This is a genomic window from Kribbella sp. NPDC051620 (assembly GCF_044453825.1).
In the GTDB taxonomy this organism is placed as follows: Bacteria; Actinomycetota; Actinomycetes; order Propionibacteriales; family Kribbellaceae; genus Kribbella.
The window spans coordinates 122,500-147,166 of sequence record NZ_JBITDB010000003.1; the positions used below are offsets into that span (position 1 = coordinate 122,500).

General features: G+C 66.6%; 22 protein-coding genes. 9 read left to right on the forward strand and 13 right to left on the reverse strand.

Going from position 1 to position 24,667, the window contains the following annotated elements:
- Nucleotides 1–38: 38 nt before the first annotated feature.
- Nucleotides 39–1,397 carry a 4-aminobutyrate--2-oxoglutarate transaminase gene (gene gabT / locus ACIA12_RS13625; protein ID WP_396367274.1) on the forward strand — a complete coding sequence of 453 codons (1,359 nt, stop codon included), beginning with the start codon at nt 39–41 and terminating at the stop codon, nt 1,395–1,397.
- Nucleotides 1,394–2,743, forward strand: a complete 1,350-nt coding sequence (locus ACIA12_RS13630; RefSeq protein ID WP_396367275.1) for an NAD-dependent succinate-semialdehyde dehydrogenase — start codon at nt 1,394–1,396, stop codon at nt 2,741–2,743. The genes gabT and ACIA12_RS13630 overlap by 4 nt, the downstream gene beginning before the upstream one ends.
- A gap of 47 nt (nt 2,744–2,790) precedes the next feature.
- Here the strand turns inward: ACIA12_RS13630 and ACIA12_RS13635 are convergent, their stop codons facing one another.
- Complete coding sequence (locus tag ACIA12_RS13635) at nt 2,791–3,675, reverse strand: LLM class flavin-dependent oxidoreductase (RefSeq protein WP_396367276.1); 885 nt, start codon at nt 3,673–3,675, stop codon at nt 2,791–2,793.
- A gap of 92 nt (nt 3,676–3,767) precedes the next feature.
- Here ACIA12_RS13635 and ACIA12_RS13640 point away from each other — a divergent pair, with 92 nt between their 5' ends.
- Nucleotides 3,768–4,199, forward strand: a complete 432-nt coding sequence (locus tag ACIA12_RS13640; RefSeq protein ID WP_396367277.1) for a MarR family winged helix-turn-helix transcriptional regulator — start codon at nt 3,768–3,770, stop codon at nt 4,197–4,199.
- A 64-nt stretch (nt 4,200–4,263) separates the two neighbouring features.
- On the opposite strand, the gene ACIA12_RS13645 is transcribed toward ACIA12_RS13640, so the two are convergent.
- Nucleotides 4,264–5,163, reverse strand: a complete 900-nt coding sequence (locus tag ACIA12_RS13645; RefSeq protein ID WP_396367278.1) for a LysR family transcriptional regulator — start codon at nt 5,161–5,163, stop codon at nt 4,264–4,266.
- Between the two features lie 105 nt (nt 5,164–5,268).
- Between ACIA12_RS13645 and ACIA12_RS13650 the strand changes: the two genes are divergently transcribed.
- On the forward strand, nt 5,269–5,691 hold the full coding sequence (locus tag ACIA12_RS13650; RefSeq protein ID WP_396367279.1) for a PPOX class F420-dependent oxidoreductase: 423 nt from the start codon (nt 5,269–5,271) through the stop codon (nt 5,689–5,691).
- 30 nt (nt 5,692–5,721) lie between these two features.
- On the opposite strand, the gene ACIA12_RS13655 is transcribed toward ACIA12_RS13650, so the two are convergent.
- The 9 genes from ACIA12_RS13655 to ACIA12_RS13695 all read right to left on the reverse strand — a co-directional run bounded on the left by ACIA12_RS13655 (nt 5,722) and on the right by ACIA12_RS13695 (nt 17,328).
- Nucleotides 5,722–6,048 (reverse strand): hypothetical protein, encoded by a 327-nt coding sequence (locus tag ACIA12_RS13655; RefSeq protein WP_396367280.1) that lies wholly within the window; start codon nt 6,046–6,048, stop codon nt 5,722–5,724.
- 10 nt (nt 6,049–6,058) lie between these two features.
- Nucleotides 6,059–6,376, reverse strand: a complete 318-nt coding sequence (locus ACIA12_RS13660; RefSeq protein WP_396367281.1) for a hypothetical protein — start codon at nt 6,374–6,376, stop codon at nt 6,059–6,061.
- The gene (locus ACIA12_RS13665; protein WP_396367282.1) at nt 6,360–6,506 is read right to left on the reverse strand and encodes a hypothetical protein; all 147 of its coding nucleotides are present in this window, start codon (nt 6,504–6,506) and stop codon (nt 6,360–6,362) included. The genes ACIA12_RS13660 and ACIA12_RS13665 overlap by 17 nt, the downstream gene beginning before the upstream one ends.
- Nucleotides 6,503–6,853 carry a hypothetical protein gene (locus ACIA12_RS13670; RefSeq protein ID WP_396367283.1) on the reverse strand — a complete coding sequence of 117 codons (351 nt, stop codon included), beginning with the start codon at nt 6,851–6,853 and terminating at the stop codon, nt 6,503–6,505. The genes ACIA12_RS13665 and ACIA12_RS13670 overlap by 4 nt, the downstream gene beginning before the upstream one ends.
- Nucleotides 6,854–7,405: 552 nt before the next feature.
- On the reverse strand, nt 7,406–7,756 hold the full coding sequence (locus ACIA12_RS13675; RefSeq protein ID WP_396367284.1) for a hypothetical protein: 351 nt from the start codon (nt 7,754–7,756) through the stop codon (nt 7,406–7,408).
- Between the two features lie 48 nt (nt 7,757–7,804).
- Nucleotides 7,805–7,993, reverse strand: a complete 189-nt coding sequence (locus ACIA12_RS13680) for a DUF4241 domain-containing protein (protein WP_396367285.1) — start codon at nt 7,991–7,993, stop codon at nt 7,805–7,807.
- Nucleotides 7,963–8,286 (reverse strand): DUF4241 domain-containing protein, encoded by a 324-nt coding sequence (locus ACIA12_RS13685; protein ID WP_396367286.1) that lies wholly within the window; start codon nt 8,284–8,286, stop codon nt 7,963–7,965. The genes ACIA12_RS13680 and ACIA12_RS13685 overlap by 31 nt, the downstream gene beginning before the upstream one ends.
- The gene (locus ACIA12_RS13690) at nt 8,287–8,724 is read right to left on the reverse strand and encodes a hypothetical protein (protein WP_396367287.1); all 438 of its coding nucleotides are present in this window, start codon (nt 8,722–8,724) and stop codon (nt 8,287–8,289) included.
- Nucleotides 8,725–17,328: a DNRLRE domain-containing protein gene (locus ACIA12_RS13695; protein ID WP_396367288.1), complete on the reverse strand. Its 8,604-nt coding sequence runs from the start codon at nt 17,326–17,328 to the stop codon at nt 8,725–8,727.
- Nucleotides 17,329–17,616: 288 nt separating this feature from the next.
- Between ACIA12_RS13695 and ACIA12_RS13700 the strand changes: the two genes are divergently transcribed.
- The 5 genes from ACIA12_RS13700 (at nt 17,617) to ACIA12_RS13720 (ending at nt 23,106) form a co-directional block, all read left to right on the forward strand.
- Complete coding sequence (locus ACIA12_RS13700; RefSeq protein WP_396367289.1) at nt 17,617–18,102, forward strand: hypothetical protein; 486 nt, start codon at nt 17,617–17,619, stop codon at nt 18,100–18,102.
- Nucleotides 18,099–20,258: a bifunctional polysaccharide deacetylase/glycosyltransferase family 2 protein gene (locus ACIA12_RS13705; protein ID WP_396367290.1), complete on the forward strand. Its 2,160-nt coding sequence runs from the start codon at nt 18,099–18,101 to the stop codon at nt 20,256–20,258. The genes ACIA12_RS13700 and ACIA12_RS13705 overlap by 4 nt, the downstream gene beginning before the upstream one ends.
- Nucleotides 20,259–20,364: 106 nt before the next feature.
- Nucleotides 20,365–21,303, forward strand: coding sequence for a zinc metalloprotease (locus ACIA12_RS13710; RefSeq protein ID WP_396367291.1), 939 nt, complete (start codon nt 20,365–20,367; stop codon nt 21,301–21,303).
- Between the two features lie 176 nt (nt 21,304–21,479).
- Nucleotides 21,480–22,421 (forward strand): hypothetical protein, encoded by a 942-nt coding sequence (locus tag ACIA12_RS13715; RefSeq protein ID WP_396367292.1) that lies wholly within the window; start codon nt 21,480–21,482, stop codon nt 22,419–22,421.
- Between the two features lies 1 nt (nt 22,422).
- On the forward strand, nt 22,423–23,106 hold the full coding sequence (locus tag ACIA12_RS13720; protein ID WP_396367293.1) for a class F sortase: 684 nt from the start codon (nt 22,423–22,425) through the stop codon (nt 23,104–23,106).
- 17 nt (nt 23,107–23,123) lie between these two features.
- Here ACIA12_RS13720 and ACIA12_RS13725 read toward each other — a convergent pair whose 3' ends face one another.
- Complete coding sequence (locus ACIA12_RS13725; protein ID WP_396367294.1) at nt 23,124–23,546, reverse strand: hypothetical protein; 423 nt, start codon at nt 23,544–23,546, stop codon at nt 23,124–23,126.
- A gap of 87 nt (nt 23,547–23,633) precedes the next feature.
- Nucleotides 23,634–23,987 carry a cupin domain-containing protein gene (locus ACIA12_RS13730; protein WP_396367295.1) on the reverse strand — a complete coding sequence of 118 codons (354 nt, stop codon included), beginning with the start codon at nt 23,985–23,987 and terminating at the stop codon, nt 23,634–23,636.
- Between the last annotated feature and the right edge of the window lie 680 nt (nt 23,988–24,667).

Here is a 24,667-nt window from a genome sequence, read left to right on the forward strand (position 1 = left end):
GTCGCTTCCTACCCATCCCAGGCCGCACCGTGGTGACCATGCCGAACCCACCCACCGGGGGCCCATCGCTCCCCCAGGAACGTCGCCTACTCACGGCCATCCCAGGTCCGCGCTCCCGCGACCTGCAGAGCCGGAAGACGGCCGCCGTGCCCCAGGGCATCGGGACGATCATGCCCGTCTACGCCGCCGCAGCGGGTGGCGGCGTGGTGGTCGACGTGGACGGCAACTCGCTGATCGACTTCGGCTCCGGCATCGCCGTCACCACCGTCGGCAACAGCGCGCCTGCCCTGGTCACCGCGGTCCAGGACCAACTGGCCGCCTTCACCCACACCTGCTTCATGGTCACCCCGTACGACGGCTACATCCGCGTCGCAGAGGCACTCAACCGGATCACCCCCGGTGACCACGCCAAGCGAACAGCTCTCTTCAACTCAGGCGCGGAAGCAGTCGAGAACGCGGTGAAGATCGCCCGCGCGTACACCGGCAAGCAGGCCGTGGTCGCCTTCGACCACGCCTACCACGGCCGGACCAACCTGACGATGGCGATGACCGCGAAGAACCAGCCGTACAAGAGCGGCTTCGGCCCCTTCGCCGGCGAGGTGTACCGCGCACCCATGTCGTACCCCTTCCGCGATCAGGGCACCGACCGCGGCACCGATGGGCCGGCAGCGGCGCGGCGGGCGATCGAGGTGATCGAGAAGCAGGTCGGCAGCGAGAACCTCGCGGCCGTGGTGATCGAACCGATCCAGGGCGAGGGCGGCTTCGTCGTACCGGCACCTGGTTTCCTTCCGGCGCTGGCGGCGTGGTGCCGGGACCACGACGTGGTGTTCGTCGCTGACGAGGTGCAGACCGGGTTCGCCCGGACCGGCGACCTGTTCGCGTGTGAGCACGAGGGGGTCGTACCCGACCTGATCGTGACCGCGAAGGGCATCGCGGGCGGGCTGCCGTTGTCGGCCGTGACCGGTCGCGCCGAGATCATGGACGCTCCTCACGTCGGTGGCCTCGGCGGGACCTACGGCGGCAACCCGCTCGCCTGCGCTGCCGCGCTCGCGGTGATCGAGTTGATCGAGACCGATGGACTGGTGGCACGAGCCCGCGCCATCGGCGACCTGATGACCGAACACCTCAGGAAGACCCAGGCAGGCGACGACCGGATCGGCGACGTACGCGGCCGAGGCGCGATGCTCGCGGTCGAACTCGTAGTACCGGGAACAACCGCACCCGATGCCGACCTGACGCGCCGGGTCGCGGCGGCCGCTCATGCGCAGGGGCTCATCGTGCTGACCTGCGGGACGTTCGGCAACGTACTGCGCTTCCTGCCGCCACTGTCGATCCCTGACCACCTGCTCGTCGAAGGCCTCGACCTGCTCGACACAGTTCTGGAGGAATCCCGGTGACGTCCTTTGCCGTCTACAACCCCACCACCGAGGCAATCATCGCCGAGGTGCCGAACGGTACCGCCGCCGACGCGACCGCAGCCGTCGACGCCGCCGCGAAGGCCTTCCCGGACTGGGCCGCCACCGCGCCGAGGGTCAGAGCCGAGGTACTCCGAAAAGCCTACGAACTCATCATCGCTGACACCGACCGCCTGGCATCCCTGATCACAGCCGAGAACGGCAAATCCGAAGCGGACGCCAGAGCCGAGGTCGCCTACTCCGCCGAGTTCTTCCGCTGGTTCTCCGAGGAGGCCGTCCGCACCGACGGCAGCTACGGCTCCTCCCCCGCCGGTGGCACCCGTACGATCGTGACCCACCGGCCGGTCGGCATCGCGGCACTCGTCACGCCCTGGAACTTTCCGGCGGCGATGGCAACCCGCAAGATCGCTCCCGCCCTCGCCGCCGGCTGCACGGTCGTCCTGAAGCCTGCCTCCGAGACCCCGCTGACCGCCCTGGCGATCGCCGACCTGCTGACCGCGGCCGGCGTACCCGAAGGTGTGGTGAACGTCGTGACGACCGACTCCCCCGCCGAAGTCGTCACCACTTGGCTGGAGGACGACCGCGTCCGCAAGCTCTCCTTCACCGGCTCGACCCGGGTCGGCCACACCCTGCTCAGGCAGGCAGCCGACCGCGTTCTCAACACCAGCATGGAACTCGGCGGCAACGCGCCCTTCGTCGTCACCGCCGACGCGGACCTCGACGCCGCCGTCGCGGGCGCGATGATCGCGAAGTTCCGCAACGGCGGCCAGGCCTGCACGGCGGCGAACCGCTTCTTCGTCCACGCGGACGTCCTCGACGACTTCGTGGCGCGGTTCGGCGCGGCGATCGACAAGCTCGAGATCGCCCCGCTGATCAGCGCGAAGGCCGTCACCGGTGTCAGCGGACTCGTCGACGAGGCCGTCGCCAACGGTGCGCGGATCACCAACACCGGCCCGGTACCGGCCGAGGGCTGGTACTACCCCGCGACCCTGCTCGTCGACGTCGAGCCCGGCTCCCGGATCGTCCGCGAGGAGATCTTCGGCCCGGTCGCGCCGGTCATCAGCTGGCGCGGCGAGCAGGAGATGCTTGCCCAGGTCAACGATTCCGAGTACGGCCTGGCCGGCTACGTCTACGCCGGCCGGCTCCAGGACGCGCTGCGAATCGCCGAGTCGATCGAGGCCGGCATGGTCGGCGTCAACCGCGGCGTCGTCTCCGACCCGGCCGCCCCCTTCGGCGGCCTCAAACAAAGCGGCCTGGGCCGCGAAGGAGCCCGAGACGGCCTCCACGAATTCCAGGAAACCCAGTTCTTCTCCGTCGACTGGACCTGAACCACCTCAAGGGGTCGCCCCCGAGGCTGACAGTGCTGGTATGCCGCCTAGCCGATGGCTGCTCGGACTGCCGGGGCGACCTCTTGGGACCAGCGGCTGAGGGTGGTTTCGAAGGGGTCGGAGCCTCGCGGGAAGAGGACGAAGCCGGCCGCGCCGTGCTCCAGTACGGCCGAGGTCAGCTCCTCCACCCATTGAGCCGGCGAGCCTCCGATCCAGCGGCCGTCCTCGTCGCGGACGCGGTCGAGCGGCTGGGCCGTGATCCGGCCGGGGAAGTTGTAGATGGTGGCCACGTCGGAGGGTTTGCGGCCGACCGACAGGGCCGCCTCGTCGATGATCGGGCGGGCCTGGCGGTAGGCCTCACTGAGCCAATCGGCCGCGTGGCCGGGGATCCAGCCGTCCGCTTGGCGGCCGGTCGCAGCCAGCGACTTGGGTCCGTTGGAGCCGGTCCAGATCGGCGGCGCCGGTACCTGGGAGGGGGCGAGTGCGGTCACGCCGTAGTACGGGTCGGTGACGGCAGGACCGCCGCCGGAGAGCTTGCGGACCAGGATCATCGCCTGCTCGAACGCCTCCACCGCCTCGGCCGGGCGGACCTTGGGCACGCCCATCGTCGCGATCTTGTCCCACGCGCCGCCCGCGCCCAGGCCGAGAACGAACCGGCCGCCGGAGATGGCGGTCAGCGAGGATGCCGTGCGCGCGAGCACCGGCGCCGGGCGGAGCGGCAGGTTGGTGACGTTGGCAAGCCCGGCGATGCGGGTCGTCCGGCCGAGTACGAAGGCGAGCGTCGCGTACGGGTCGAGCAGATTGGGCAGGTAGGGGTGGTCCGAGAGCGAGAAGAGGTCGAGCCCATCCCGGTCCGCCTGCTCGGCCAGCCGGAGGATCTCCGGGAACTCGCGGATGTGGTCGGGAGATCCGTAGCCGAAGCGCACGTTCATCAACTGCCTCCAAAGTAGTTCGAACACCTAAATACTAGCCCTCCTAACTATCGGAACCCCAAACTGTCCGCAGGTCGGACTACAGTGGTGGGGTGGCGACGACGACAACGAGGCACACGGAGCTGGTCGGCTCCCTGGTGCAGCTGATGCACGTCCTCCAGGACCTGTACGCCGAAACGAGCCGCCCACTGGGCCTCACCCCTCAGCAAGCCCACCTACTGTGCGTGCTGCTCGCGGGCCCGCAGGGCATGACCGACCTGAGCCGCATCATGTCCATCGAGCGCTCCAGCCTGACCAGCATGGTCGACCGCCTCGAGCGCCGCTCGCTGCTGGCCCGCAACCCGCACCCCACCGACCGTCGCGCCAGCCAGATCGCCCTCACCCCCGGCGGCCACGCCCTCGCGGCCGAGGCCCACACCGCCTTCACCGAGCGGGTAGAAGCCCTCACCACCGGCCTCTCCGCCAAAACCCGCGAAACCCTCACCGCGGCGGTCACCCACATCACGGCACCCGAACTGAGCTGAGTGCACCCACTCCCTCCTACGGCTCGTTTCCCAGCTGCCGGATCAGGTGAGCCAGTCCCTGAGGTCAGATCTGGGCGGCGAGGTCGCCGGCTGCTTCGACGGCGATTTCGATGGCTCGGGTCGCGAGGGGCGAGTGGGTGCGTTCGGCGGGCCAGTGCAGGAACATCTCGCGGGATGGCGCGGGCTCCAACTGGTGGATGCTGAGCCGATCATCGGATGCCGCGTCGGATCCATGCAGGGCCAGCCACGGGAGTACCGCTGAGCCGATCCCCGCACGGACCATCGACAAGATGGTTTCGTGGCCGCCGGTACGGAACACGATCCGCGGCCGCGCGCCGTACTCCGCGAGCGTCCGCTCCAACCAGCGCTGATGAAAGGTGCGCGGCCACCCGACCATCGGCGCTCCGTCGAGCAGTTCCACCCGTACCGGACCATCGGGAAACTGACCGCGCCCGGCCACCAGCAGGTACGGCTCGTCGAGCAGCTTCACGTGCTCGACGTCGCCCTCGATCCGGCCGTCGTGGAACAGCAGATCAAGATCCCCGATCTTCGGACCCTCGGGCTCGACCTCGGACAGCCTGATGTCGCAGCCCGGATGCTCATCCAGCAACTGACGCACCACCGCCGGCAGGATCAGATTCGACACGCTCTGAAAGGTGCCGATGTCGATCCGCCCGCTCCCCGCCCGGAACCGATCGACCGCATCAGCCAGCGCCTCCGACCTCGTCAGCAACTCGCGCCCGTGACTCAGCACCACCTCGCCGAGCGGAGTCAACCGCACCGCCCGCGGCCCACCCGGCCGATCGAAAACAGCTCCACCCAGCGCCCGCTCCAGCGCCGCGATCTGCTGACTCACCGACGACTGGGTATACCCGAGCCGGACGGCCGCCCGCCCGAACGTCCCTTCCTCGGCGATGGCAGCCATCGCCCGCAGGTGCCGCAACTCGACGTCGATCACCCTCATTACCATAACTGAAGACGATCATTTTGATCATCAATCATCGCTTTTCACGATCACCGAGCTCCCCTAGCGTCGTCCCCAAGAGACTCAGCGCAAAGGAGCACACCGATGACCACAATGACCGAGACCGAATGGCGATCCTTCGTCACCGCCGGCACCAAGCTCGCCCACGTAGCCCTGGCCCGCCCCGACGGCCGCCCGCACGTCACCCCGATCTGCTTCGTCCTCGACGGCGACGAACTCGCCTTCGCCCTCTCCCCCGGCAGCGTCAAAGGCCAACTCCTCGACCGCGACTCCCGGATCGCCGCCTGCATCAGCGACGACCAGCAGCCCTACAGCTTCGTCACCCTCGAAGGCCACGCACGAATCTCCACCGACCCCGCCCAGATCAAGTCTGTCGCCACCGGCATCGCCGACCGCTACTACCCCACCCACCCCGCGGACGCCCTCGCCGAAACCTTCACAGAACAAGGCTTCACCGCGGTCCACATCACCATCAACAAGGTGATAGCCGAGTCCAATCTCGGCTAGTCGTTGCAGGACACCCCGCGGGCGAGCACCTCAATCCGGGTACGGGCCGCTCCAGCCGGTTGTGGATGAGCGGTGCAGGGCCGCCAGTACCGTGGCGCCGAGATCGGCCGGCGAATCCAGGTACGCCGTGGTCCACGGCTCGATCGGCTGCCTGACGAATACATCCCCGCGCTGCTCACCTCTGTGGGCGTGAACGTGGACGGAGCCGTCGACCAGCATCATTTCCAGCACCACGATGACGGACCCGGTATAGAGCGTCCGCCAGTCCACCCCGCCCACGAACTCCAGGAACTCGTCCAGCTGGTGCGTCACCGCTGACGTGTCCCGAGCCAACTCCGCGAAGGCTCCCGCGACCACCGCGCCGATCTCATCGGGCGAGCTGGAGCAGCCCGCCCTCGACTGGCTCGCCTTCGCATCCGCTGCCGTATCCCACGCAGCCCTGGGGGATCACGTGCAGTACCGCGTCTCTCAGCTCGTCATCCGGGCTCGCCAGGATCTCCTCCATCGACCGGTACCAACGCCAGAGCATCTCGTCGTCCGCGGACTCAATCGCCTCCCGCAGATCGGCGCGCGTCGCGGGACCGGCGTACCGGCAGACCCACGACCACCAGCGGGAGGTGAGCAGGTACGGCGTGACCCGGATGGACGCAGCGTCCCGGACGTCCTGCTCAGGACACGAGAGCATCGCCTCCAGCACCTCGGATCGCCGGATCATCCTGGTAGTTGCGCCGAACCTCCTCGACAGCCGCCGCCGACTCCGGCAGCAGCTGCACCAGATACCCCGGCAGCTCCTCCGCACTTCTCAGCTCTGTCACTGGTGCCAGATCAATTCCGGAGTGAAGACATATACATACATCAGTCGGCCGAACAGCAGTAGAGACAGGGCAAACACCACGCCGGGAAGGAGCCGGCCTCGCTGCGACAGTCTGATCGCAACCACGGCCAGAACCATACCGACCACCGACAACAAAGTGGCCACCAGCAACGCATCCGGATCCACGATCCCCGCAAGCTCGGAAGACCCCATCCAGGAGTACTTCTCCAAGGGCATCAAGAACCCCACCGCAAGCGCCAGCACAGCCCCCACAACAGCGCCACCACCCAGCACACCACGGGCGCTGGCGGCGGCCCTCACCTGAGTGCCGAGACGAACACCTTGCATGCGGTTCCTCCTGCCTTAATCATCAGCTGTGGCACATCCCGCGACCGTGCCTATTTGAACGACACAACGAAAGGACCGCTGAAGCGGTCGTCATTCTTGCCGTAGGCCCTGTAGCCCGCGGCACACCCAGCGACGCCACCGTGGAGCTCACGAGGCGTTTGGGGCGCTGAGGATTCTTCGCACTCTGGGGCCGGAATATTGGCGGACCACTTCTTGCCAGGACGGATCGAACAGGTAATCCAGGACCCTTATCCCCACTGCGTCCTGGATTACCGAGTCGCCTTCCTCGAGGAGAAGTTCAGTGAGCTGCAGGCATCGCCTAATCACAGGTACTCTGCGCACACGAAGCGCTGGCTCGAAGATATCCCACCAAAAGCATTCCGAGACAATTCCGAAGGTCAACACCGCACCTTCACCCGGTCGCTCCCGAATGAGAGTGCCAACCCGCTCCTCCGCAGCCGGAAACCACTCGACCAGAAGCGCCGGCAGTCGATCGAACGTAATCACCGGCAGCACACTCTCACCTGAGCATCCAGCCGGCTCAGAGCAGCGTCAGTCGTACTCAATCAAATCCTCCACCGCCTGACGGAGCCACGCGTAGAAGTCGTCGAACTGTGCCTGCTGTTCCCAGCCCGGTGACGCGAAGTCGTGGATGATCGACACCCGGCCGGATCGATCGACGTCCCAGCACGCGACGTCGTCGTCGTCGATCCGGCGAGCGAACGGGACCAGCGTCCGGGTCGGGTAACGCTTGCCCAGACCGTCAAGCAGCAGGGCAAGTTCTTCGCCTTGGACGATACGCCACGGCTCCAGGTCAGTCAGCCCAAGCTCCACGACCCGAATGAACTGCGGGGGATACTCGAAGCCGTCGGGCAGGTCAACCGAGGTCAGCAAGCCGGCCATCAGCTACCTCCACATCCGGTTCCAGGGCGAACCGTTCGGCCATGAATCTCAGGACACGGTGCCGGTACTGCGGGACAGCAGCTCCAAATCGACGAAAATCTCCGCGACCTGCCCATCGGCATTCAGCCCGAGCCAGACTTCATAGGCTCCGTCGCCCATGCCGCATTCGTAGATGATGGCATTGGTCCCGGTGGCTTGATCTTCGATTATGATAAAGCTCGCGCAGCGGTAAGCCAATCTTTCGCGGAAAAGTCGAAGAAGCTCGCCGTTCCACTGTCCACCGCGAAGCCAAGTGCCGCGCTTTGACCGGATTCCGACGGAAAAGCGGGCCTCCATTGAATCACCGGATCATTCGAGATACGACCTTTGGAGGCGCATACGTTGCTCCGCGGAAGAACACCGGAAGCGGGCGGCTGACGCCAGACCGACACCAGGAGAGAAACCGGGTAGCTGCCGGGCGGTACATTCGCCGCTACAGCATCCGATTCCCCCATGGATAGCAAGCGCCGCTGGTTGCCGGAAGCAGGCATCTACCTGAGCAAGAGTGCCCTGATGACCTCGGCCAATTCCGTCGTGTTCGTGAGCTTCACCTCAATCGCGTCAGGATCGGGAATCCAGCTCGATCCCTTGACCGCCTTGGTGGACCCTCGAACAATCACGGTCGACCCGTCATCACACCGCACGCTGCACATCGCCGTGGCAGCAACGAACTGTTTCCGTGACTTGAAGCCAGCGGCCCGGATCAGCTCGCCGTCCTGTGCCTTCCTGGTGTCGACAGCTTCGTTCAGAGGGCCGCTCCGGTCGAGCGCCGATCTGACTACGTCGCCCAGCTTCTCCACCCCCGCCTCAGCGCCTTGAAGTACCTCGTAGGGCCCCCGGCTTACCCACATCCCAGCTGGAACTCGCATGTACGTATGGACGAGGAAGCGGCCTTCGCTCTCGTACACCGCCGCCATCTGTCGCTGCATTCAGATACTCCAAAGGTTGACGGTTACACCCTTTGACATGCCGTAGCCCATAACCTCTTGGATGATATCGAGCTGCTGGTCACTGAGACCACCGGCCGGTACGGCAAGGTCGAGTTGGCGGTCGACGATGTCCTGCGGCTCGATCGGGAAGCCCCCGTGGGTCGCCCCCTGGAAGTTCGCGACCGAGTTGACATACCCCTTGAGCTTCGACCGGAGGGCGCTCGGCTTCTGGTACGTCGCCGCCGTCGTGTCAATGCTCTTGATACTTGTCGCCACACCGTCGACGAACTTGTCGATGGTCGGGAAGTTGGGGGGCAGGTTTCCGCCAAGCTGGTCCTCGATCTTGAGTCCGCGCTCCTTGAAGTGCAGCTTCCATACGCTTTCGGTCTCCTCGCCACCCTTGAACGCCCGTCCCCACTTCGCGAACGTCGCGCCCCAACCACCGAACGGCACTGCCCCGAGGCAGCTCGCCGCAGCATTGAAGGTGTCGCCCTCCGCGCCGTACCACGCGCAGTTCGCGCCGTCGGCGTACTCGCCGGCACCAGGAGCAAGCCCGATGACGTCGAGGCCGATGTGTCCGAGATCCTTTGCGATCTTGCCGGTTGGGTCCTTGGGAGGTGTGCCGACGACGATCGGATCTCCGCCGTTGGGGTTCAGCTTGATCTGGCAGTCCGGGCAGAGCTCGAGGACTGCTCCGTACTTGCCGCCGCCGTAGGATTCCTCGCGGTTGAGGTGACCGTCGATCTCGATGCGGCTGATGGGGTTGCCGCCGCCGAAGGCGTAGCGGTTTGCGTTCCAGGGGTCGGTGGTCAGGTTGAGGTCAGACAGGGCGCCGTTGTAGGCGTCCCGGGTGAGGAATCGGTTGAGGCCGGGTGAGTAGTTGCGGAAGCCCATGTCGTAGGACTCCGACGACTGGTCCCAGCGTTTTGCGTTGAAGCGGTAGACGTTGTAGGGGTCTTTGCCTGGGTTTTGGGCTTCTGGTTTGTCTGCACCGGTGAAGCGGTCGTCGTCGTTTTTGCCGTAGGCGGTGTAGCCGTAGGTGGAGCGGGTGTCGCCGCCCTCGGTGGTTAGCGTCTCCACGTCGGAGTGCGGGTTGTAGCCGTAGTACGAGTCTTCCGAGGTGCCGTCTGCTTTGAATTTGACCTGGGAGAGGCGGGAACCCCACGGGGAGTACTGGTAGGAGGCGGTGAGTTGGCCGGCTACCTCTTCGGAGAGGACTTCGCCGGACAGGCCCAGGTACGAGTAGTTGGTGGTTTTCGTGCCTTCGACCTTGGAGCTGGTGCGGTCCAGGGCGTCGAAGGTGGTCTGAGTGGTCTTGGTGGTGCCGTCCTGCTGGAGTTGGCGGTGTTTGATGATGTGGTCGTAGCCGTCGTAGGTGTTGCGTTCGATCACGGTGCCGGCGGACGAGACCTGGGAGAGGCGGCCGAAGGGGTCGTAGGTGTACGACGCTGTCGTGCCGGCCGTCGTCGAGGTGAGCAGGCGGTTGCGGTCGTAGGTGTAGTTGGTCGAGACGTCCTTGACCGTTTGGGCTACGACGTTGCCGGCTGGGTCGTGGGTGTAGGACTCGGTGGACTGGACGGTTGAGCCGGTGGCGTCTTTCTTTTCTACCTTGGCGATTCGGTCCAGGGGGTCGAAGGTGTAGGCGAAGACGTTGTCCAGGTACGCCGAGTGGTCGTCGGCGTTCTGTACCTTCGCGGTGTCCTTGATCCGGTCGCCGTTCGGCGAGTACTCCATCGCGTGCTGCGAGACCAGCGTGCCGTTCGACTTCTTCTCGAGCTGGGAGGCGACCAGGCCGTCAAGGTAGTAGTCGGAGTCGACCGTGTTGCCGTTGGCTTTGGTCTCTACGTCGGTCTCACCGCGGGACGTGTAGGTGTAGCCGGAGATCTTCGGCGCCGCGTCCGTGGCGGACTTGCCGTTCTTCACCTGGTTGACCAGGTCGCGGGCGTCGTAGGTGTACGACGAGAACTGGTCGTCCTTGTCGGCCGCGTCGTCGAACACCCGCGTGACGGGTGCGCCGTTCTCGTTGTAGGTATACGTCGTGGTCTTGAGGAGCGCCGTGCCCTTCTTCTCCTCGACCTTCGCCACCTGGTTCAGCCCGTTGTAGCCGACTACATAGTCGCTGACCTTCGCGCCCGGCTGCGTGTCGGTGATCTGCAGCAGGTTGCCGTTGGTGTCGTAGGTGTAGGCGAAGTCCTTCTTCTCCGCGTCGATCTCACCGGTGTTGTCGCGAACCACCTTCACCGCGTCGGCGACCACCGTGCCGGTAGTGGCCGGGACCAGGGACACCGAGCCGGTAGTCGCCTCCGCGAAGGTGAACTGGCCAAGGCTCACCCAGGTACCGGCACCGGTCGTCTGGTTGACCGGCTTGCTCACCGGCGTCGATCCGGCTGCTCCAGTGCTGACCGCGTACGGCGCTGCCGTCGACGCGCCCGTCACCGACGGGTACCGGACATACACCGTGTACTTGCCGTCAGCAGGAACGTTCAGCTTCCAGGTGTGCTTGTCGGTGCTGCCGGTCGCCGCGGCGTGAGTCCGGTAGTTCGTGCCCTGGAAACCAGTACCTGTCGACGACAACGCCCACGTGCCGGCGACATCCACGTCACCGGTGTCGGAGTTGTCGACCAGCGAGACATCCAGCCCGACCGGTACGCCGTCGTCGCTGCGGGACTTGAGCTTCCCATCAGGGTAGAAGTTCCACGCCATCGTGCGAGACGACGAGCCACCCGCACTCGTCAGCGTCCGTGCCGTCTGCTGACCCAGATCGTTGTACCCGTACGCCGCGACGATGTCCCACGGATCCGTCGAGGACTTCACCCAGCCGTTGTCGAAGTAGCTGTACGACGTGTCGTTGCGAACCGTCTGCCCTTCGGAGGCCGGCGCGCTGACCTTGGTCACGTTGCCGATCTCGTCGTACGTCATGACCGTCTTGTCCGGCGTGTTGTACCGCGCGTCGTCCTTGTCGTAGGGCGACACCTTCTCCTTCGGCCGGTTCAGCGCGTCGTACACGGTCACCTGGGCGAAGTCGTCCGGGTCGTCGGTGGTCTCGACACCCCGCGGGCTGATCACCTTGGTCTGGTTGCCGACCTGGTCGTACTCCACCTGCGTGGTCCGGTACGTCACCACCCCGCCGGCGTCCTTGCTGTGCGGCACCTTCACCTGGACGGTCTTGCCGCGCTCGTCCAAGGTGACCAGCGTCTTGTTGCCGTCAGCATCAGTTGTGCTGATCACATTGCTGTCGCGGTCGTATTCGGTAGAGGTGCTCTTGCCCAGGGCATCGGTCGCCGTCTTCGGCCGGTGTGCCTTGTCATAGGTCGACTTCGAGGTGAAGTCGGCCGGGTCGGTCGACTTGGACTTGCGCGGATCGATCACCGTGACGACGTTGCCGACGTTGTCGTACTCGTAGCTGATCTTGTCGTTCTGCGCGTTCGTGACCGACAGCAACTGGTAGACCGGGTCGTACTCGTACGACGTCACGAAGTCCGCCGGGTCCGGTGTGAGGGAACCCTTCGGCTCGGTCTGCCGGAGCAGGTTGCCGACCACGTCGTACTCGTACTTCGTCTCCCGGTCCGGGTCGGTCGAGACGTCCTTGGGTGCCTTCGCGGAGATCAGCTGGTCCGCGTCGTCGTATGTGTTCGTGCTGATGGCGCCGTTCGGCGCCGTTGCCTGGGTGACGTTGTCGTTCGCGTCGTACACCGGCGCCGGTGTGGTGACGAACAGGCCGGCCGCCTGGTCCTTGGGGATCTTCGACGTCAGCGGGCGACCGAACAGGTCATAGGTGTAGGTGCTGATCTTCGCCTTCGCGTCGGTGACGGTCAGCACGTTGCCGCGGACGTCATAGGCGAAATTCGTCGCCTTTGTCAGTGCGTCGGTGATCGTCTGCGGATAGCCCGTCGGGTCGTAGCCGGAGTACGTCGTCGTGTTGCCGTTCGCGTCCGTCGACGTCTTGAGCTGACCGAGCGTGTCGTACGAGTACTTCGTGGTGTAGTCGCCGGCCGTCGGGGTCGCGTTGCCCTTCGGGTCGGTCACCGAGGTGAGGTTGCCGAGCGGGTCGTACCCGAAGGTCCAGGTCCGCCCCTCCGGACTGACCTTGCGGATCAGTTCACCGTAGAAGCCGTTGCCGCCGACGTTGTAGCTCAGCACGGTGCCAGGCGTGCCGTTGGCGTTGGCCTCGGCGTCCTTGACGGTCAGCGGGAAGCCGGTCTTCGGGTCGTACGTCCAGGTACTGCGCGCCCCGTTGGCCTCCTCCAGCTGGGTGACGTTGTGGTCGGTGTCCCAGGTCAGCTTGGTGGTCTCGTTCTTCGCGTTGGTCGTCTGGACCGGCCGGCCGAAGCTGTCCGTCACGTACTTCGTCGCCCGCGGCGTCGCATCCGTGACGGTGGTCTCCACCGACCCCGTCCCCGGGACGTACCCGAACGTCGTCGTCTTGCCCAGCCGGTCGGTCAGCTTCTCGAGCTTCCACTTGTCCTTGGGATCGGTGGTCGCCGCGAAGTACGACAGGTTCGTCGACTTGCCCCGCGGGTCGGTGATCCGGACCAGCTTGGTGTTCTTGTTGGTGTTGGTCGCGTCGTAGACGAACTTGAACGTCTTCGCCGCGGCGGCGCCCGCGCCGTCCACCAGTTCGGCCATCAGGCCCTTGTCCGAGTAGGTGAACGTCACCTTCCGGCCGGAGATGTCGGTGACGGACTCGACCTGGTCGATGATCTTCGGGTTGGTCAGGTTCGTCGCGGCCGTCTTCACACCGGCGTCGTTGATGTAGCTGTACGCCTGGCCCTTCTCGAAGTAGTCCAGGGTGAGCGTCCGACGGCCGGCCGCGTCGGTGATGTAGTCCAGGAACTTGACCGGCTTGTTGGCGCTCTTGCGCTCGGAGTAGGTGAACAGCATCTCGTTGCCGTTCTTGTCCCGCAGGACCGACTGGAACCCCTGGTCGTCGAAGAAGAACTGGGTCCGGTCCGGCCGCGTCAGCACCCAGGCCCGGTTCACCGAGGTCTTCTTGTCCGGCGGGTCGGCGAGCTTCTGCAGGTAGAGGTGCACGCCCTTCGGGTGGTCGTAGTCCCACTGCGTCTCGTCGGTCGTGCCGTGCTTGTTCAGCGCGAACGTGTGGCTGGTGCCGTCGCCGTCGGTCAGCGTGATGTCTGTCGGCCACTTCTGGCCGCGCGGGTGGAAGTCCAGCGCCGAGCCGAGCCGGTTCAGCGTGGAGGTCGACAACGACCACCCGTAGCCCATCGACGACGCGGAGGTGTCCAGGCTGTTGTAGGTCATCCGGACGAAGGTGGAGGCGCCTCGGCTCGGGTTGGTCAGCGCGTTGTAGCCGAAGGCAACGTTCCCGGTGGCGAGGTTGACCATCGCCGACGAGCCGGATCCGGTGTTCTTGCCCGCGTACTGGTAGAACTTCTCCAGCCCGAGCTGATCCGAGGTCGGATCTTCCACGGCAGCGTTCTGGTCGAGCGTCCCGACGCCGCCGCTGGTGGTCGAGAGCCAGCCGCCTGTCACCTTGTTGCGCAGGTCCCATTTGAGGACGAAGTCCTCCCGCCGGTTGCTCGGGTCACCGGCGACCGGGCTCTTCACCTGCGCGCTCACCTTCACCGCGGCTCCCGGCGCCAGATCGGCCGGCAATGCGGTGTCCAGCCGGTTCGCCGCCGAGGTGACCTCGGTACCGTCCGGCAGCGCCCAGTGGTACGAGAGGGCGTAGTCCGAGGACTTCAGCGCGAAGGCCTGCGTGTTGGTGATCGTCACGTCGACCGGGTACTGCGCCGCGGGCGTCTGCCGTTGCGGGGTCTGCGGCGCGTGGTACGCGGACTCCGGTGTCTTCGTCAGATAGGTGACCTTCAACAGCGGGCGAAGCAGCGGTTCGGCAGCCTCGGCGCTGAGGAACAACGCATGTCCGGTCGTCGCCTCGATCGCTTGCTTGAGCAGGAAGCCCTGCTCGGTCCCAGGTGTGTTCACCCAGCTCTGGACAGCCGTCTTGGCCTGCCACCAATGCCAGGTCGGATCCGGTACGCCGACATTGCCGGCCGGTACGAAGTCCAGGGCGGCACCGAAGTCGCCGCCTGCCGTCGTCCACGCCGTGGTCGAGTTGGCCTTCTGCCAGGTCGTCGACGCCTCGGTGAAGGTGCGGGTCAGGGCGTGAGCGTTGAGCTGTGCTTCAGTCCCTTCGTAGTGCGCCTTCCACAGTCCCAGCTTGGCGTCGAGGATCGTCGAGCCGGCCGGGATGGACGACGTGACGTTGCCGAAGTTCACTACCGCCCGGGTCTTGCCGTAGGTGGTGTTGTTGCCGACCTCGAGCCAGGCGTTGCCCTCGACCTTGTCGAGGTTGGTGGCGAACTGGACGCTCGACAGCGTCGAGTCGGCCGAGTTCTGGAAGTACTTCACCACCTGACCGGCCTTCGGCAGCCGGGCGAGCTGGGTCGCCGACGGCGTCAGGCCACCGTCCTTGGTCTTGACCGCGACCATGTAGTAGTAACCGTCGCCCTCGTCGGAGGTGTCGTCGGCCGGTGTGGGCTCCGCGCTGGTGTCGGTGAACGCCGTCGTACCGACCGCCACCGGCGCGACCAGGGTGTCAGCGGTGGGCGTGAAGTTCTGGAAGATGCTGCGGTGGACCTGGTACTCGACGATGTCGTCGGCGGTGCTGGTGCTCGGATCGACGTACGCGCTCCAGTTCAGCGAGGCGCCGGTGGCCGCGATCGTGGTCGGCGTGCTGACGGTGACGCCGGGCCGGCCGAAGGTGACGATCAGCTTCGGGCGGTTGGCGTGCCGGTGCACGTCCGAGCCGTTGTACGCATACTCGCTCGCCTGGTAGACCGGACCGCCCTGGCCGAGCGTCTCGTTGGTCGCCTTGACGATCATGCCGTTGTTCGGCGAGCCGCCGAGCCAGCTCTGCAGCATCGACCGGACGCTGAAGGTGTGCCAGACGCTGGTCTCCCCCGCGTCCTTGGTGTCGTACGCCCGCTTGATGAACCGCATCGTGTCCGCGGTCGTCACCTTGTTCGCGACGTCGCCCACCGAGGCCCGATAGCTGCCGCCCGCGGTGAACGGCAGGGTGGCGAGCGCCTTCACGACATTGTCGGTGCCCACCGTCTGGTCGAGCAGGTACGCGGTCGTGCCGCCACCGTGGACCACCGAGTACGGCGTGTTCGTGGCGCGGTTGCTGCCGGGGATGTAACCCGCTGAGACCTCGTAGTTGCCGGTCTCGGTGATGTCCGGGTACCAGCTGAAGGACGACCCGGTGGCAGCGTCGTTCTGGTACTTGTAACCGCCGCCGTCGGCAGGAAGAAACGCCTGCTGCGTCCAGGCGCCGACCATCGAGGTCTTGGACGTGTAGCTGTCGTCGACGTAGGACATGTTGTACGCGAGGCTGCCCAGCGTGGTGTTCGCGGTCGAGTTCCAGTTCACCGTCGACTCGGTCCAGGCCGAGGCCACTTGCCGGGCCTCCAACTGGACGGCGTTGTCGTTGGTCTCGAAGGACTGGTCGAAGTAGAGCTTCAACTGGGCGGAGTCGACGGTGGTACCGGCCGGGATGGCCGAGAGGTCGAATTTGAGCAGGCTCCGCCGCTTGGCCGTGGCGGTCGTACCGGCGTACAGGCCGGTGATGCCGCCGTAGTTCGTGGTCGGCGCCCCGGAGTCGACCATCGCGTCCTGCGCCTGGTCCGGCGCGTGCTCGATGGCGATCGTCGGATCGATCACAACCGGGAACTGCCGGTCGGCCGCAGCCAGCCAGGCAGCATCCGCACGCACAGTGATGTCGATGTTCGCGCCGCGCTGGGTGACGGTCTGCGTCACCGCGTCGCTGAAGGCCTTCCCGTACGGCGATCTCGCGTCGTCGCGCGCATCGGTCATGAACGGCCGCGGCATCGTGAACACCGGCCCGCCGACCCCGCTCAGCGGATGGAAGGCGATCGAGCCGTCGGCCTGCGGTACCGCCTTCACGCCGGCGAGCTTCAGGCTGAAGTGGTACGTCGGATCGGCCGGCGCCGACTCCAGGACGATGCTCTCCTTCAGCTGGTCCGGTCCGACCTGGTAGACCAGATCCGCGTCGCCGAACACGTCCGGGTAGGTGACCGTGTCACCGGTCGCGGTCGGCGTCAGCGCCTTGGTGGTCGCGGCGCCGAGGGTCAACCCGCGGCCGCCGAGATCGAACCGGACCAGGCCGTCGGCCTTGGTGCCGAAGAAGCTGCGGAAGCTGTTGGTCTCGTTGGCGAGGCTGAAACCGGCCGCCCGGCTCGCCTTCACCGTGGTGTCGATCGGCTCCAGCGTGCCGTCCGGAGCCTGGAAGTTGATCGGCTCGCTGGACAGCTCGGCCTCGGTCCGCCCGTCCGCCAACTGGAAGATCTTGCTGGTCTTCGTCCGCCGGGCCGGGAGCTCCTTCACCCGCCGGCCATCCCGCTTGACCGGCGCCGGAATCTTCTCGTTGCCGGAGACTCCGGCGGGCAGCACGTTGTTCAGCTCCGGATTCGGCTGACCTGATTGGCTGCGCCAGCCCTGCAGGTCGGCCGCGGCCGACGGCGCCGACGACCTGGCCGGATCGGCGAAGGCTTGCACTTGCAGGCCGGACAACAGCAAGGCGGTGGCAACGGACACAGGCAGCAGCACGCGGCTGACGCGAGACATGGGCGGATCTCCAGTCGGTTGAGCCCGGAAGTGCCGGGCCGGAGGAGGTTGCCTGATGCAGGGTGGCTGTGCCCAGGGCTACCGCACAGTCATGTCACAACCTGCGGAAGCTGTAACGTTTTGCTGGGTTTTTCCGATCGCGCGCGAGTGATTTCGGGCTCGGCAGGCGACGGGGAGTGTTGCGGTCGTGACTCAGATCGACAATCTGCTTGCGGAGTGTCGATTGGCGCTGGAGGCGAGTAGGATCCGGCGATTGTGAAGCCGCTCCCCGCCCGGAGTCCGGTATTCGTGGATTCGTCCGGGCATCGTCATCGCAGGATCCGCTGGGTCGGGGCACTGGTCGCCGTACCGGTGGTGGGCTATGTGTTGCTGCTGGTGAGCAGCGTGCTCGGTGGGCCGCGGGTGGACACGCCGCTGATCCCCTTGCCGGAGGCTGGGCGGCAGCAGCCGGCGCATCGGGTGACGCCGTCGCCGGAGCGGAGTACCGAGACCCCGAAGCCCGGCGAGCCGCAGAAGACCGGCCAGAACACGATGCGGCCTGTTGCCGAGACGACGAGCACGGCGACTCCGGCAACGGGTGAGCACGCGTCCACGCCGGTGCCCAGCACGACACCGTCGGCTCCCCCGGTCGTACCGACCACCACCAGCCCGACTACTACCCCCACCACGCCTGGTACCACGCCATCTGTCACCCCGGGGCCGCCGACCAAGACGCCGGGACACGGGAAGCCCACCGCGCCTCCCGGACGTACCAAAACCCCGAACAAGCCGTGACCCGCGCACGCCGAGCTCGCCAGGTTCCGCTGCGGACGCACTGGGTCGTTCTGACGATCCTGCTCGTCTGCCTGTCCGGTTCCTTGCTGCTGAACGGGTACACGCATCACCTGTTCGGCAGCGAGCCGGACGGCGCGGTCGTCGCGACCGGGCCGCACGACGCGGTACCGGCGGCTGTGTCCACCGGCGGTCCCCTCATCGACGCGACGACTTCCGCACCCCGGTCGTTGCGGCCGAAGCCGAAGACGATCGCGATCACCTTCGACGACGGGCCTGACCCGACCTGGACCCCGAAGGTGCTCGACCTGCTCCGGGCCCAGAAGATCAAGGCGACGTTCTTCGTCGTCGGCACCGAGGTCGCCGCCCATCCCGAACTGGCTCGCCGAATTGTTGCTGAAGGCCACCAAATCGGTGTGCACACCTTCACCCACACGAATCTGAGCACCGCGGCGGGCTGGCGGCGGTCCCTCGAGCTGCGGCAGAGCCAGCTGATCCTGGCCGGCGCGACCGGAGTCAGCACGCCGCTCCTGCGCCCGCCGTACTCGTCCGAGCCCGACGCGCTCACCGACGCCGACTGGTCCGCGATCAAGCAAGCCCGGGCGGCCGGCTATCTGACCGTACTGACCACCCAGGACAGCGAGGACTGGCGCCGCCCGGGCACTACCCAGGTGATCGCGAACTCGATGCCGAAGACGGCGGCCGGCCAGGTCCTGCTGATGCACGATGCGGGCGGCGACCGGAGCCAGACCCTGGCCGCCCTGCAACGGCTGATTCCGGTACTGAAGGCACGGCACTTCCAGTTCGCCACCGTGAGCGAGGCAGTCGGCCTCCCCCAGCCTGTTCACCAAGCGAGTGTGCTGGAGCGCGCCCGTGGGGAGGCCGCCATCGGTGCGATGCAGTTGAGCGATGGAGCCCTCAACGTGATCACTTGGCTCCTGTACGCCGCCGGCGCGCTGAGCGTCTTGCGCGCCATCACCACCGTCATCGCGGCCAGGCGGCACGCGCGGGAGCGGTACTGGTCCTGGGGCGACCCCGTCACCGAGCCGGTGTCCGTGATCGTGCCGGCATACAACGAATCCGCCGGGATCGAGGCGGCGGTCAGATCGCTGGTCGCGTCCGACCACCCGGTCGAGGTGATCGTCGTCGACGACGGCTCCACCGACGGCACCGCCGACCTGGTCGAGTCGCTGGGACTCCCGGGCGTCCGGGTGATCCGGCAGGCGAACGCGGGCAAGCCGGCCGCGCTGAACACCGGGCTGCGCGCAGCGTCGTACGAGCTGGTCGTGATGGTCGACGGGGACACCGTCTTCGAGCCCGACGCGGTCCGGATGCTGGTGCAGCCGTTCGCCGACCCGGCGGTCGGAGCCGTGTCCGGCAACGCGAAGGTCGGCAACCGTGGTGGGTTGCTGGGGCGCTGGCAGCACATCGAGTACGTCGTCGGCTTCAACCTGGACCGCAGGCTGTTCGACCTCGCCGAGTGCATGCCCACTGTTCCTGGCGCGGTCGGCGGGTTCCGGCGTGGCGCGCTGGACCGCATCGGTGGACTGAGCGACGTGACACTGGCGGAGGACACCGACCTGACCATGGCGCTGTGCCGGGACGGCTGGCGGGTCGTGTACGAGGAACGCGCCCGCGCCTGGACCGAGGCACCGGCCAGCCTGGGCGCGCTGTGGCGACAGCGCTACCGCTGGTGCTACGGCACTCTCCAGGCGATGTGGAAACACCGTGGCGCCTGGGTGCAGCGGGGTCAGGCCGGCAAGCTCGGCCGACGGGGACTGACCTATCTACTTCTCTTCCAGGTACTACTGCCGCTGCTCGCGCCGGTAGTGGACGTGTTCGCGCTCTATGGGCTCGTCTTCCTGAACCCGTGGCGGGTCGGACTGGTCTGGGCCGGTTTCATGGCGTTGCAATTCGGCATGGGGCTGTATGCGTTCCGGCTGGACGGCGAGAAGGCCGGTCCGCTGTGGAGTCTTCCGTTGCAGCAGTTCGTGTATCGCCAGCTGATGTACCTGGTCGTGATCCAGTCGGTCTTCACGGCCCTGGCCGGGTCTCGGCTCCGCTGGCAGCGGATGGAGCGCTACGGCAGCCTCGGCGTACCGCCGACCGCCTCGCAGACCGCCTCGTCAGCCGCCTCGCCGACCGAAGGATTTCCCTGAGTTTCCCGATTCTTCCGCCCAATCGCTTCCGAATCAGGCAATTGGCTCGCATTATTCCGGCAACCGGCCGCCCGCCCAAGCGGCCCGATCCGGAGAGGCGCTCCCGATGCGATCTTTCACCCCCAGTCTGCGCGTACTCGCCGTCACCCTGGCCGGCGCTGCGCTCGTCTTCAGCCCGGTCGGCGGTCAGGCGACCGCCAAGGCACCGGCCGCCGAGAAGGCCGACTGCTTCGTCCCACCGGCCGGCTCAGCCGCCAAGGGTGGCCGAGGTGCTGACACCCGCGACATGAGTGTCGCCGAGCAGAAGGCGATCGAGGCCCGGACGGCTCAACTGCTGAAGGCCAAGGCCGCGCGTGGCGTCGGCGTACCGCAGGGTGCGCTGGCGGCGGCGACCGTACCCGTCTACATCAACGTGATGCGCGACGCGGCCGGCAACGGTGACGTCACCGACACGCAGATCTCCCAGCAGATCGCCGTTCTCAACAAGACGTTCGGCGGCCAGGAGTCGTCCGCGGCGGCGAACACCGGCTTCACCTTCACGCTGGCCGGTACGTTCCGCTACAACAACACCAACTGGCACCACGACAAGCAGAGCTCCACCTACCGCAAGCAGACCCGCAAGGGCGGCAAGAACGCGCTCAACATCTGGCTGGTCGACTTCTCGTACCTCGGGATCGCCACCTTCCCGTGGGACTACTCCCGCAACCCCGGTATCGACGGGATCCGCGTGCAGTACACCTCGCTGCCCGGCGGCTCGGCGACCAACTACAACCTCGGCGAGACGGCGACCCACGAGGCCGGCCACTGGTTCGGGCTGTACCACACCTTCCAGGGCGGTTGCACGAGCACGAACGACGAGGTCTCCGACACGCCCGCGCAGAGCAGCTCGACCAACGGCTGCCCCGAAGGCCGTGACTCCTGCTCGCTGCCGGGTCTCGACCCGATCCACAACTACATGGACTACTCCTACGACTCCTGCTACAACCAGTTCACGCCGGGGCAGAGCACCCGGATCAGCAACATGTGGACGGCCTACCGCGCCTGATCGCACGGCCACGGCAACCGCCCCGGTGCACACCGGGGCGGTTGTTGCATTTAGCAAGAGGTTTCTGGAATGCCGCGACTAGTTGACCGAGGCAACGAAAGGCGCATACTGCAGAGGAGAATTCCCTTCCTGAATCGAGGCCGGTCGCGATGCCACAGCCAGGTAGCCACTCCCGCGTGGGCGGAATCGTCGCCATCGCCGGGGTTTTTTCGCTGTTGTCCGGCGCGACCGCGCTGGCCGCACCGCTGATCCACCCGGGCGACTCAGCAGTCGTTGCCGCGGGCCCGCAGGCCGATCCGCCCGGGAACAACGGCACGATCAAGATCGAAGGCACCGACATCCAGAGCGGGCCGCCGGACAACAATCCGCACCAGGGCTGCACCTTCGTGGTCGAGTTCTACAACTACGACCAGGGCAACCTGAACGCGACCGTGCTCTTCCAGGACCAGGCGCCGACCGCGAACGGCGGCCTGCAGGTGGAGTCCGGCGATCTGACACCGTTCATCGGCGAAGATCCGGCCGGCGGCGGCAACGACCTGGACGCGAAGGAGACCTACACCCTTTCGTTCACCGGTCAGCCGCATCCGCAGCAGGGGTACCACGTGAAGATCACCGTGCATGCCCAGGGCTCGATCGGCGCGGACACCAAGCACAAGGTCTTCTGGGTCGAGGGCTGCACCCCTCCGACCACTCCCCCGACCACACCTCCCACTACTCCGCCCACCACCCCGCCGACCACACCTCCTACTACTCCGCCGACCACACCTCCCACGACACCGCCGACCACTCCCCCGACGACGCCACCCACCACGCCTCCGACGACGCTGCCCACTTCGCCCTTGACGACGCCGCCGACCACGGTGCCTACGCACGTACCGAGCTCTCCGGCCACATCGCCGACCGGCACGACCAGTGCGCCGGTCACGACGCACTCCGACTCGCCGACCTCCGGTCTGCCGACAGCGGTCGACGCGGGTCTCGCCGGGAGTACAGGTGGCGACACGTCGCGCGGCGGTCCGCTCAACGCACTCGGCGGAGGGTTGCTCGCGGCCGGTGGGTTGATGCTGGCAGCAGGCGCCGCGCTCGTACTCAGGCGCCGGGGCAGGCACAGTAGCTGACGTGACCAACGCCCGGCGACGCGGTCGACCCGCCCCACTTCGGTGGGGCGGGTCGCTCGCTCTCGCCGGGATCGGCCTCGCGCTGGTCGGCGCCTACCTACAACTCGATGACCGGGCGGGCGCCGTACCACCTGAGGCATCGACGCCCGCGATTCCCCACCGGTCCACGCCAGCGATTCCGCACCGATCCACCCCGCCCACTGCTACCCGGCCCAAGACGACCACGCCACCGCGGGTACCGGCCGCCAGGCCAGGTAAACCCCTGCAGCTGTCCATCCCCCAACTGCAGGTCACCGCACCCGTCGTCGGCATCTCCGCCGAGCAAGGCGAATTGATCCCACCCTCCAACCCCCAGACGCTCGGCTGGTGGACCGGCGGAGCCCAACCGGGAGCCCGCCTGGGCTCAGCCATCATCACCGGCCACACCGTGCACACCGGCGGCGGCGCGTTCGACAATCTCGACCAGCTGCAGCCCGGCGACCTCATCAAGGTGACCACGACCCGGGGACAACTCGGCTACCGGGTCACCAGCGTCACGACGTACCGCAAACAAACCCTCGCCAAGAACGCATCCCGCGTCTTCGACCAGACCGTCCCCGGCCGCCTGGTCCTCATCACCTGCGAAGACTGGACCGGCAAGGTCTACCTGAGCAACGCGGTAATCACCGCCCAACGAGTCACCTGACCCCGCCCGGCGGGCAGTCAGCGTGCTGCGGACGTCTCGGAGGTCACGGGGTCGCGGTCGAAGTAAGCGACGGCGAAGAGGATCACGGCGGTGACGATGCTGACGCCGGCGTTGGTGACGAGGTCTGAGGTCGCCATGCCGATCTCGTGGCCCCAGTACACGAGCTGGGAGGTCGCGTCCCAGAGCAGGTACATCAGCGCGTTCACGATGACGAGCTTGCGCCGGTCGACGGCTCGGGACAACGTCATCGCGATGATCGTGACGGCGATGATCAGCACGTGATACCCGGCAACGGAGTACCACTGAAAGTGTCTCGTCGGGGTCATGTCGCCACCGAGATACGCCCGGTCGGTGAGTTCGGGATCGAAGGTGAGAACCAAGGCCTGCAGCAGGTTGAACGCGACGTAGATCCACAGCACGACGCGCAACGGAAGTCTCATGCGCAAACCTTCTCAAACCGGATCTACGCAGCTCTCACCGGCGCGAAGCGATCCAGATCCTCACCCATCCACGACCGGTGCTCGCGATCACGCGGGCTTGGCGTAGGCCGCGATACCGGTGTCCAGCACAACGCACGCCTCGTCGCCAACAGTCCAGGCGTCGTGTCCGGGATCGAGGTCCACGACATCGCCTGGGCCGACGCTGAGCTCGTGGCCGTCGTCGAACCGGACGGTCATCTGCCCCGAGAGGACCATGCCGGTGTGGTGGACCTGGCAGGAGTCGGTACCGGCGATCGGCCTGACATCCTCGGACCAGCGCCAGCCCGGCTCGAACACCCCACGGCCGAGAGTGAAGCCGCCCAGGGTGACAACATCCACGTGCCCATGATCCTTGAAGGGGCGTCGCTCGTGCGGGCTGTCGATGTTCTGCTTGTCGGACATGGTGTCTCCCTCTCCCGTTGCGCTGCTCAGTCAGCCGGTGAGGTCTTTGCCCTTGGCATCCAAGCCCGTCAGTACCCCCAGCACCGCCGTCTCCCCATCCCGGCTCTATTTCGAATAGGACGCCGAGAGCGCCAGCATGTCAAGGAGTCCTTGATGGTGGGGCCTTACGAGCCGCTGACGAACAGCCCGGAGGTGAGGACGGCGGTGGCTATCGGCGCACCGGGGCCGGCTACATGGCCGGTCTGGCTCGTCTTCCGGGAGACCAGCGCCATACTGGCTGGCGGGCGGCCCTGCGGGACCTGGATCTTCGATCGGGAAGGGTGACTTGGTCGAGCCGTGGCAATTCCAGCAGTGCGTCGGCGGTCTCGTCGTCCGGGTTGCTCCGGATGTACCGCTCCAGGCTCCCGCCGACCGCACGGATCCGCGGCCCACGACTCCCATCCGGCTCGGCGACGTAGGCGATACCGGCGCTGTGATCAAGCCAGCGGATGACATCTTCGATCGAGCTGTCTTCCAACTCACCGTGAGGGCTCGACCACTGAACGCGAGCAATCCCGCGCAAGTCATCCCGCTCCTGCGACATGGCGACCGCAGTAACCATCACTGCCGGATAACTTGCAAGGCTCATCGGTCTGACAGCGCCTCCTGGTATATCAACCCTCGCATCCTGACACCCACCC

Bases quoted from the DNA above. Each gene is read 5' to 3' on its own strand.
- ACIA12_RS13725 (WP_396367294.1), bottom strand. From the start codon at position 23,546: ATGAGACTTCCGTTGCGCGTCGTGCTGTGGATCTACGTCGCGTTCAAC.
- ACIA12_RS13635 (WP_396367276.1), bottom strand. From the start codon at position 3,675: ATGAACGTGCGCTTCGGCTACGGATCTCCCGACCACATCCGCGAGTTC.
- ACIA12_RS13670 (WP_396367283.1), bottom strand. From the start codon at position 6,853: ATGCAAGGTGTTCGTCTCGGCACTCAGGTGAGGGCCGCCGCCAGCGCC.
- ACIA12_RS13730 (WP_396367295.1), bottom strand. From the start codon at position 23,987: ATGTCCGACAAGCAGAACATCGACAGCCCGCACGAGCGACGCCCCTTC.
- gabT (WP_396367274.1), top strand. From the start codon at position 39: ATGCCGAACCCACCCACCGGGGGCCCATCGCTCCCCCAGGAACGTCGC.
- ACIA12_RS13685 (WP_396367286.1), bottom strand. From the start codon at position 8,286: ATGCCTGCTTCCGGCAACCAGCGGCGCTTGCTATCCATGGGGGAATCG.
- ACIA12_RS13690 (WP_396367287.1), bottom strand. From the start codon at position 8,724: ATGCAGCGACAGATGGCGGCGGTGTACGAGAGCGAAGGCCGCTTCCTC.
- ACIA12_RS13650 (WP_396367279.1), top strand. From the start codon at position 5,269: ATGACCACAATGACCGAGACCGAATGGCGATCCTTCGTCACCGCCGGC.
- ACIA12_RS13675 (WP_396367284.1), bottom strand. From the start codon at position 7,756: ATGGCCGGCTTGCTGACCTCGGTTGACCTGCCCGACGGCTTCGAGTAT.
- ACIA12_RS13645 (WP_396367278.1), bottom strand. From the start codon at position 5,163: ATGAGGGTGATCGACGTCGAGTTGCGGCACCTGCGGGCGATGGCTGCC.
- ACIA12_RS13660 (WP_396367281.1), bottom strand. From the start codon at position 6,376: ATGCTCTCGTGTCCTGAGCAGGACGTCCGGGACGCTGCGTCCATCCGG.
- ACIA12_RS13710 (WP_396367291.1), top strand. From the start codon at position 20,365: ATGCGATCTTTCACCCCCAGTCTGCGCGTACTCGCCGTCACCCTGGCC.
- ACIA12_RS13695 (WP_396367288.1), bottom strand. From the start codon at position 17,328: ATGTCTCGCGTCAGCCGCGTGCTGCTGCCTGTGTCCGTTGCCACCGCC.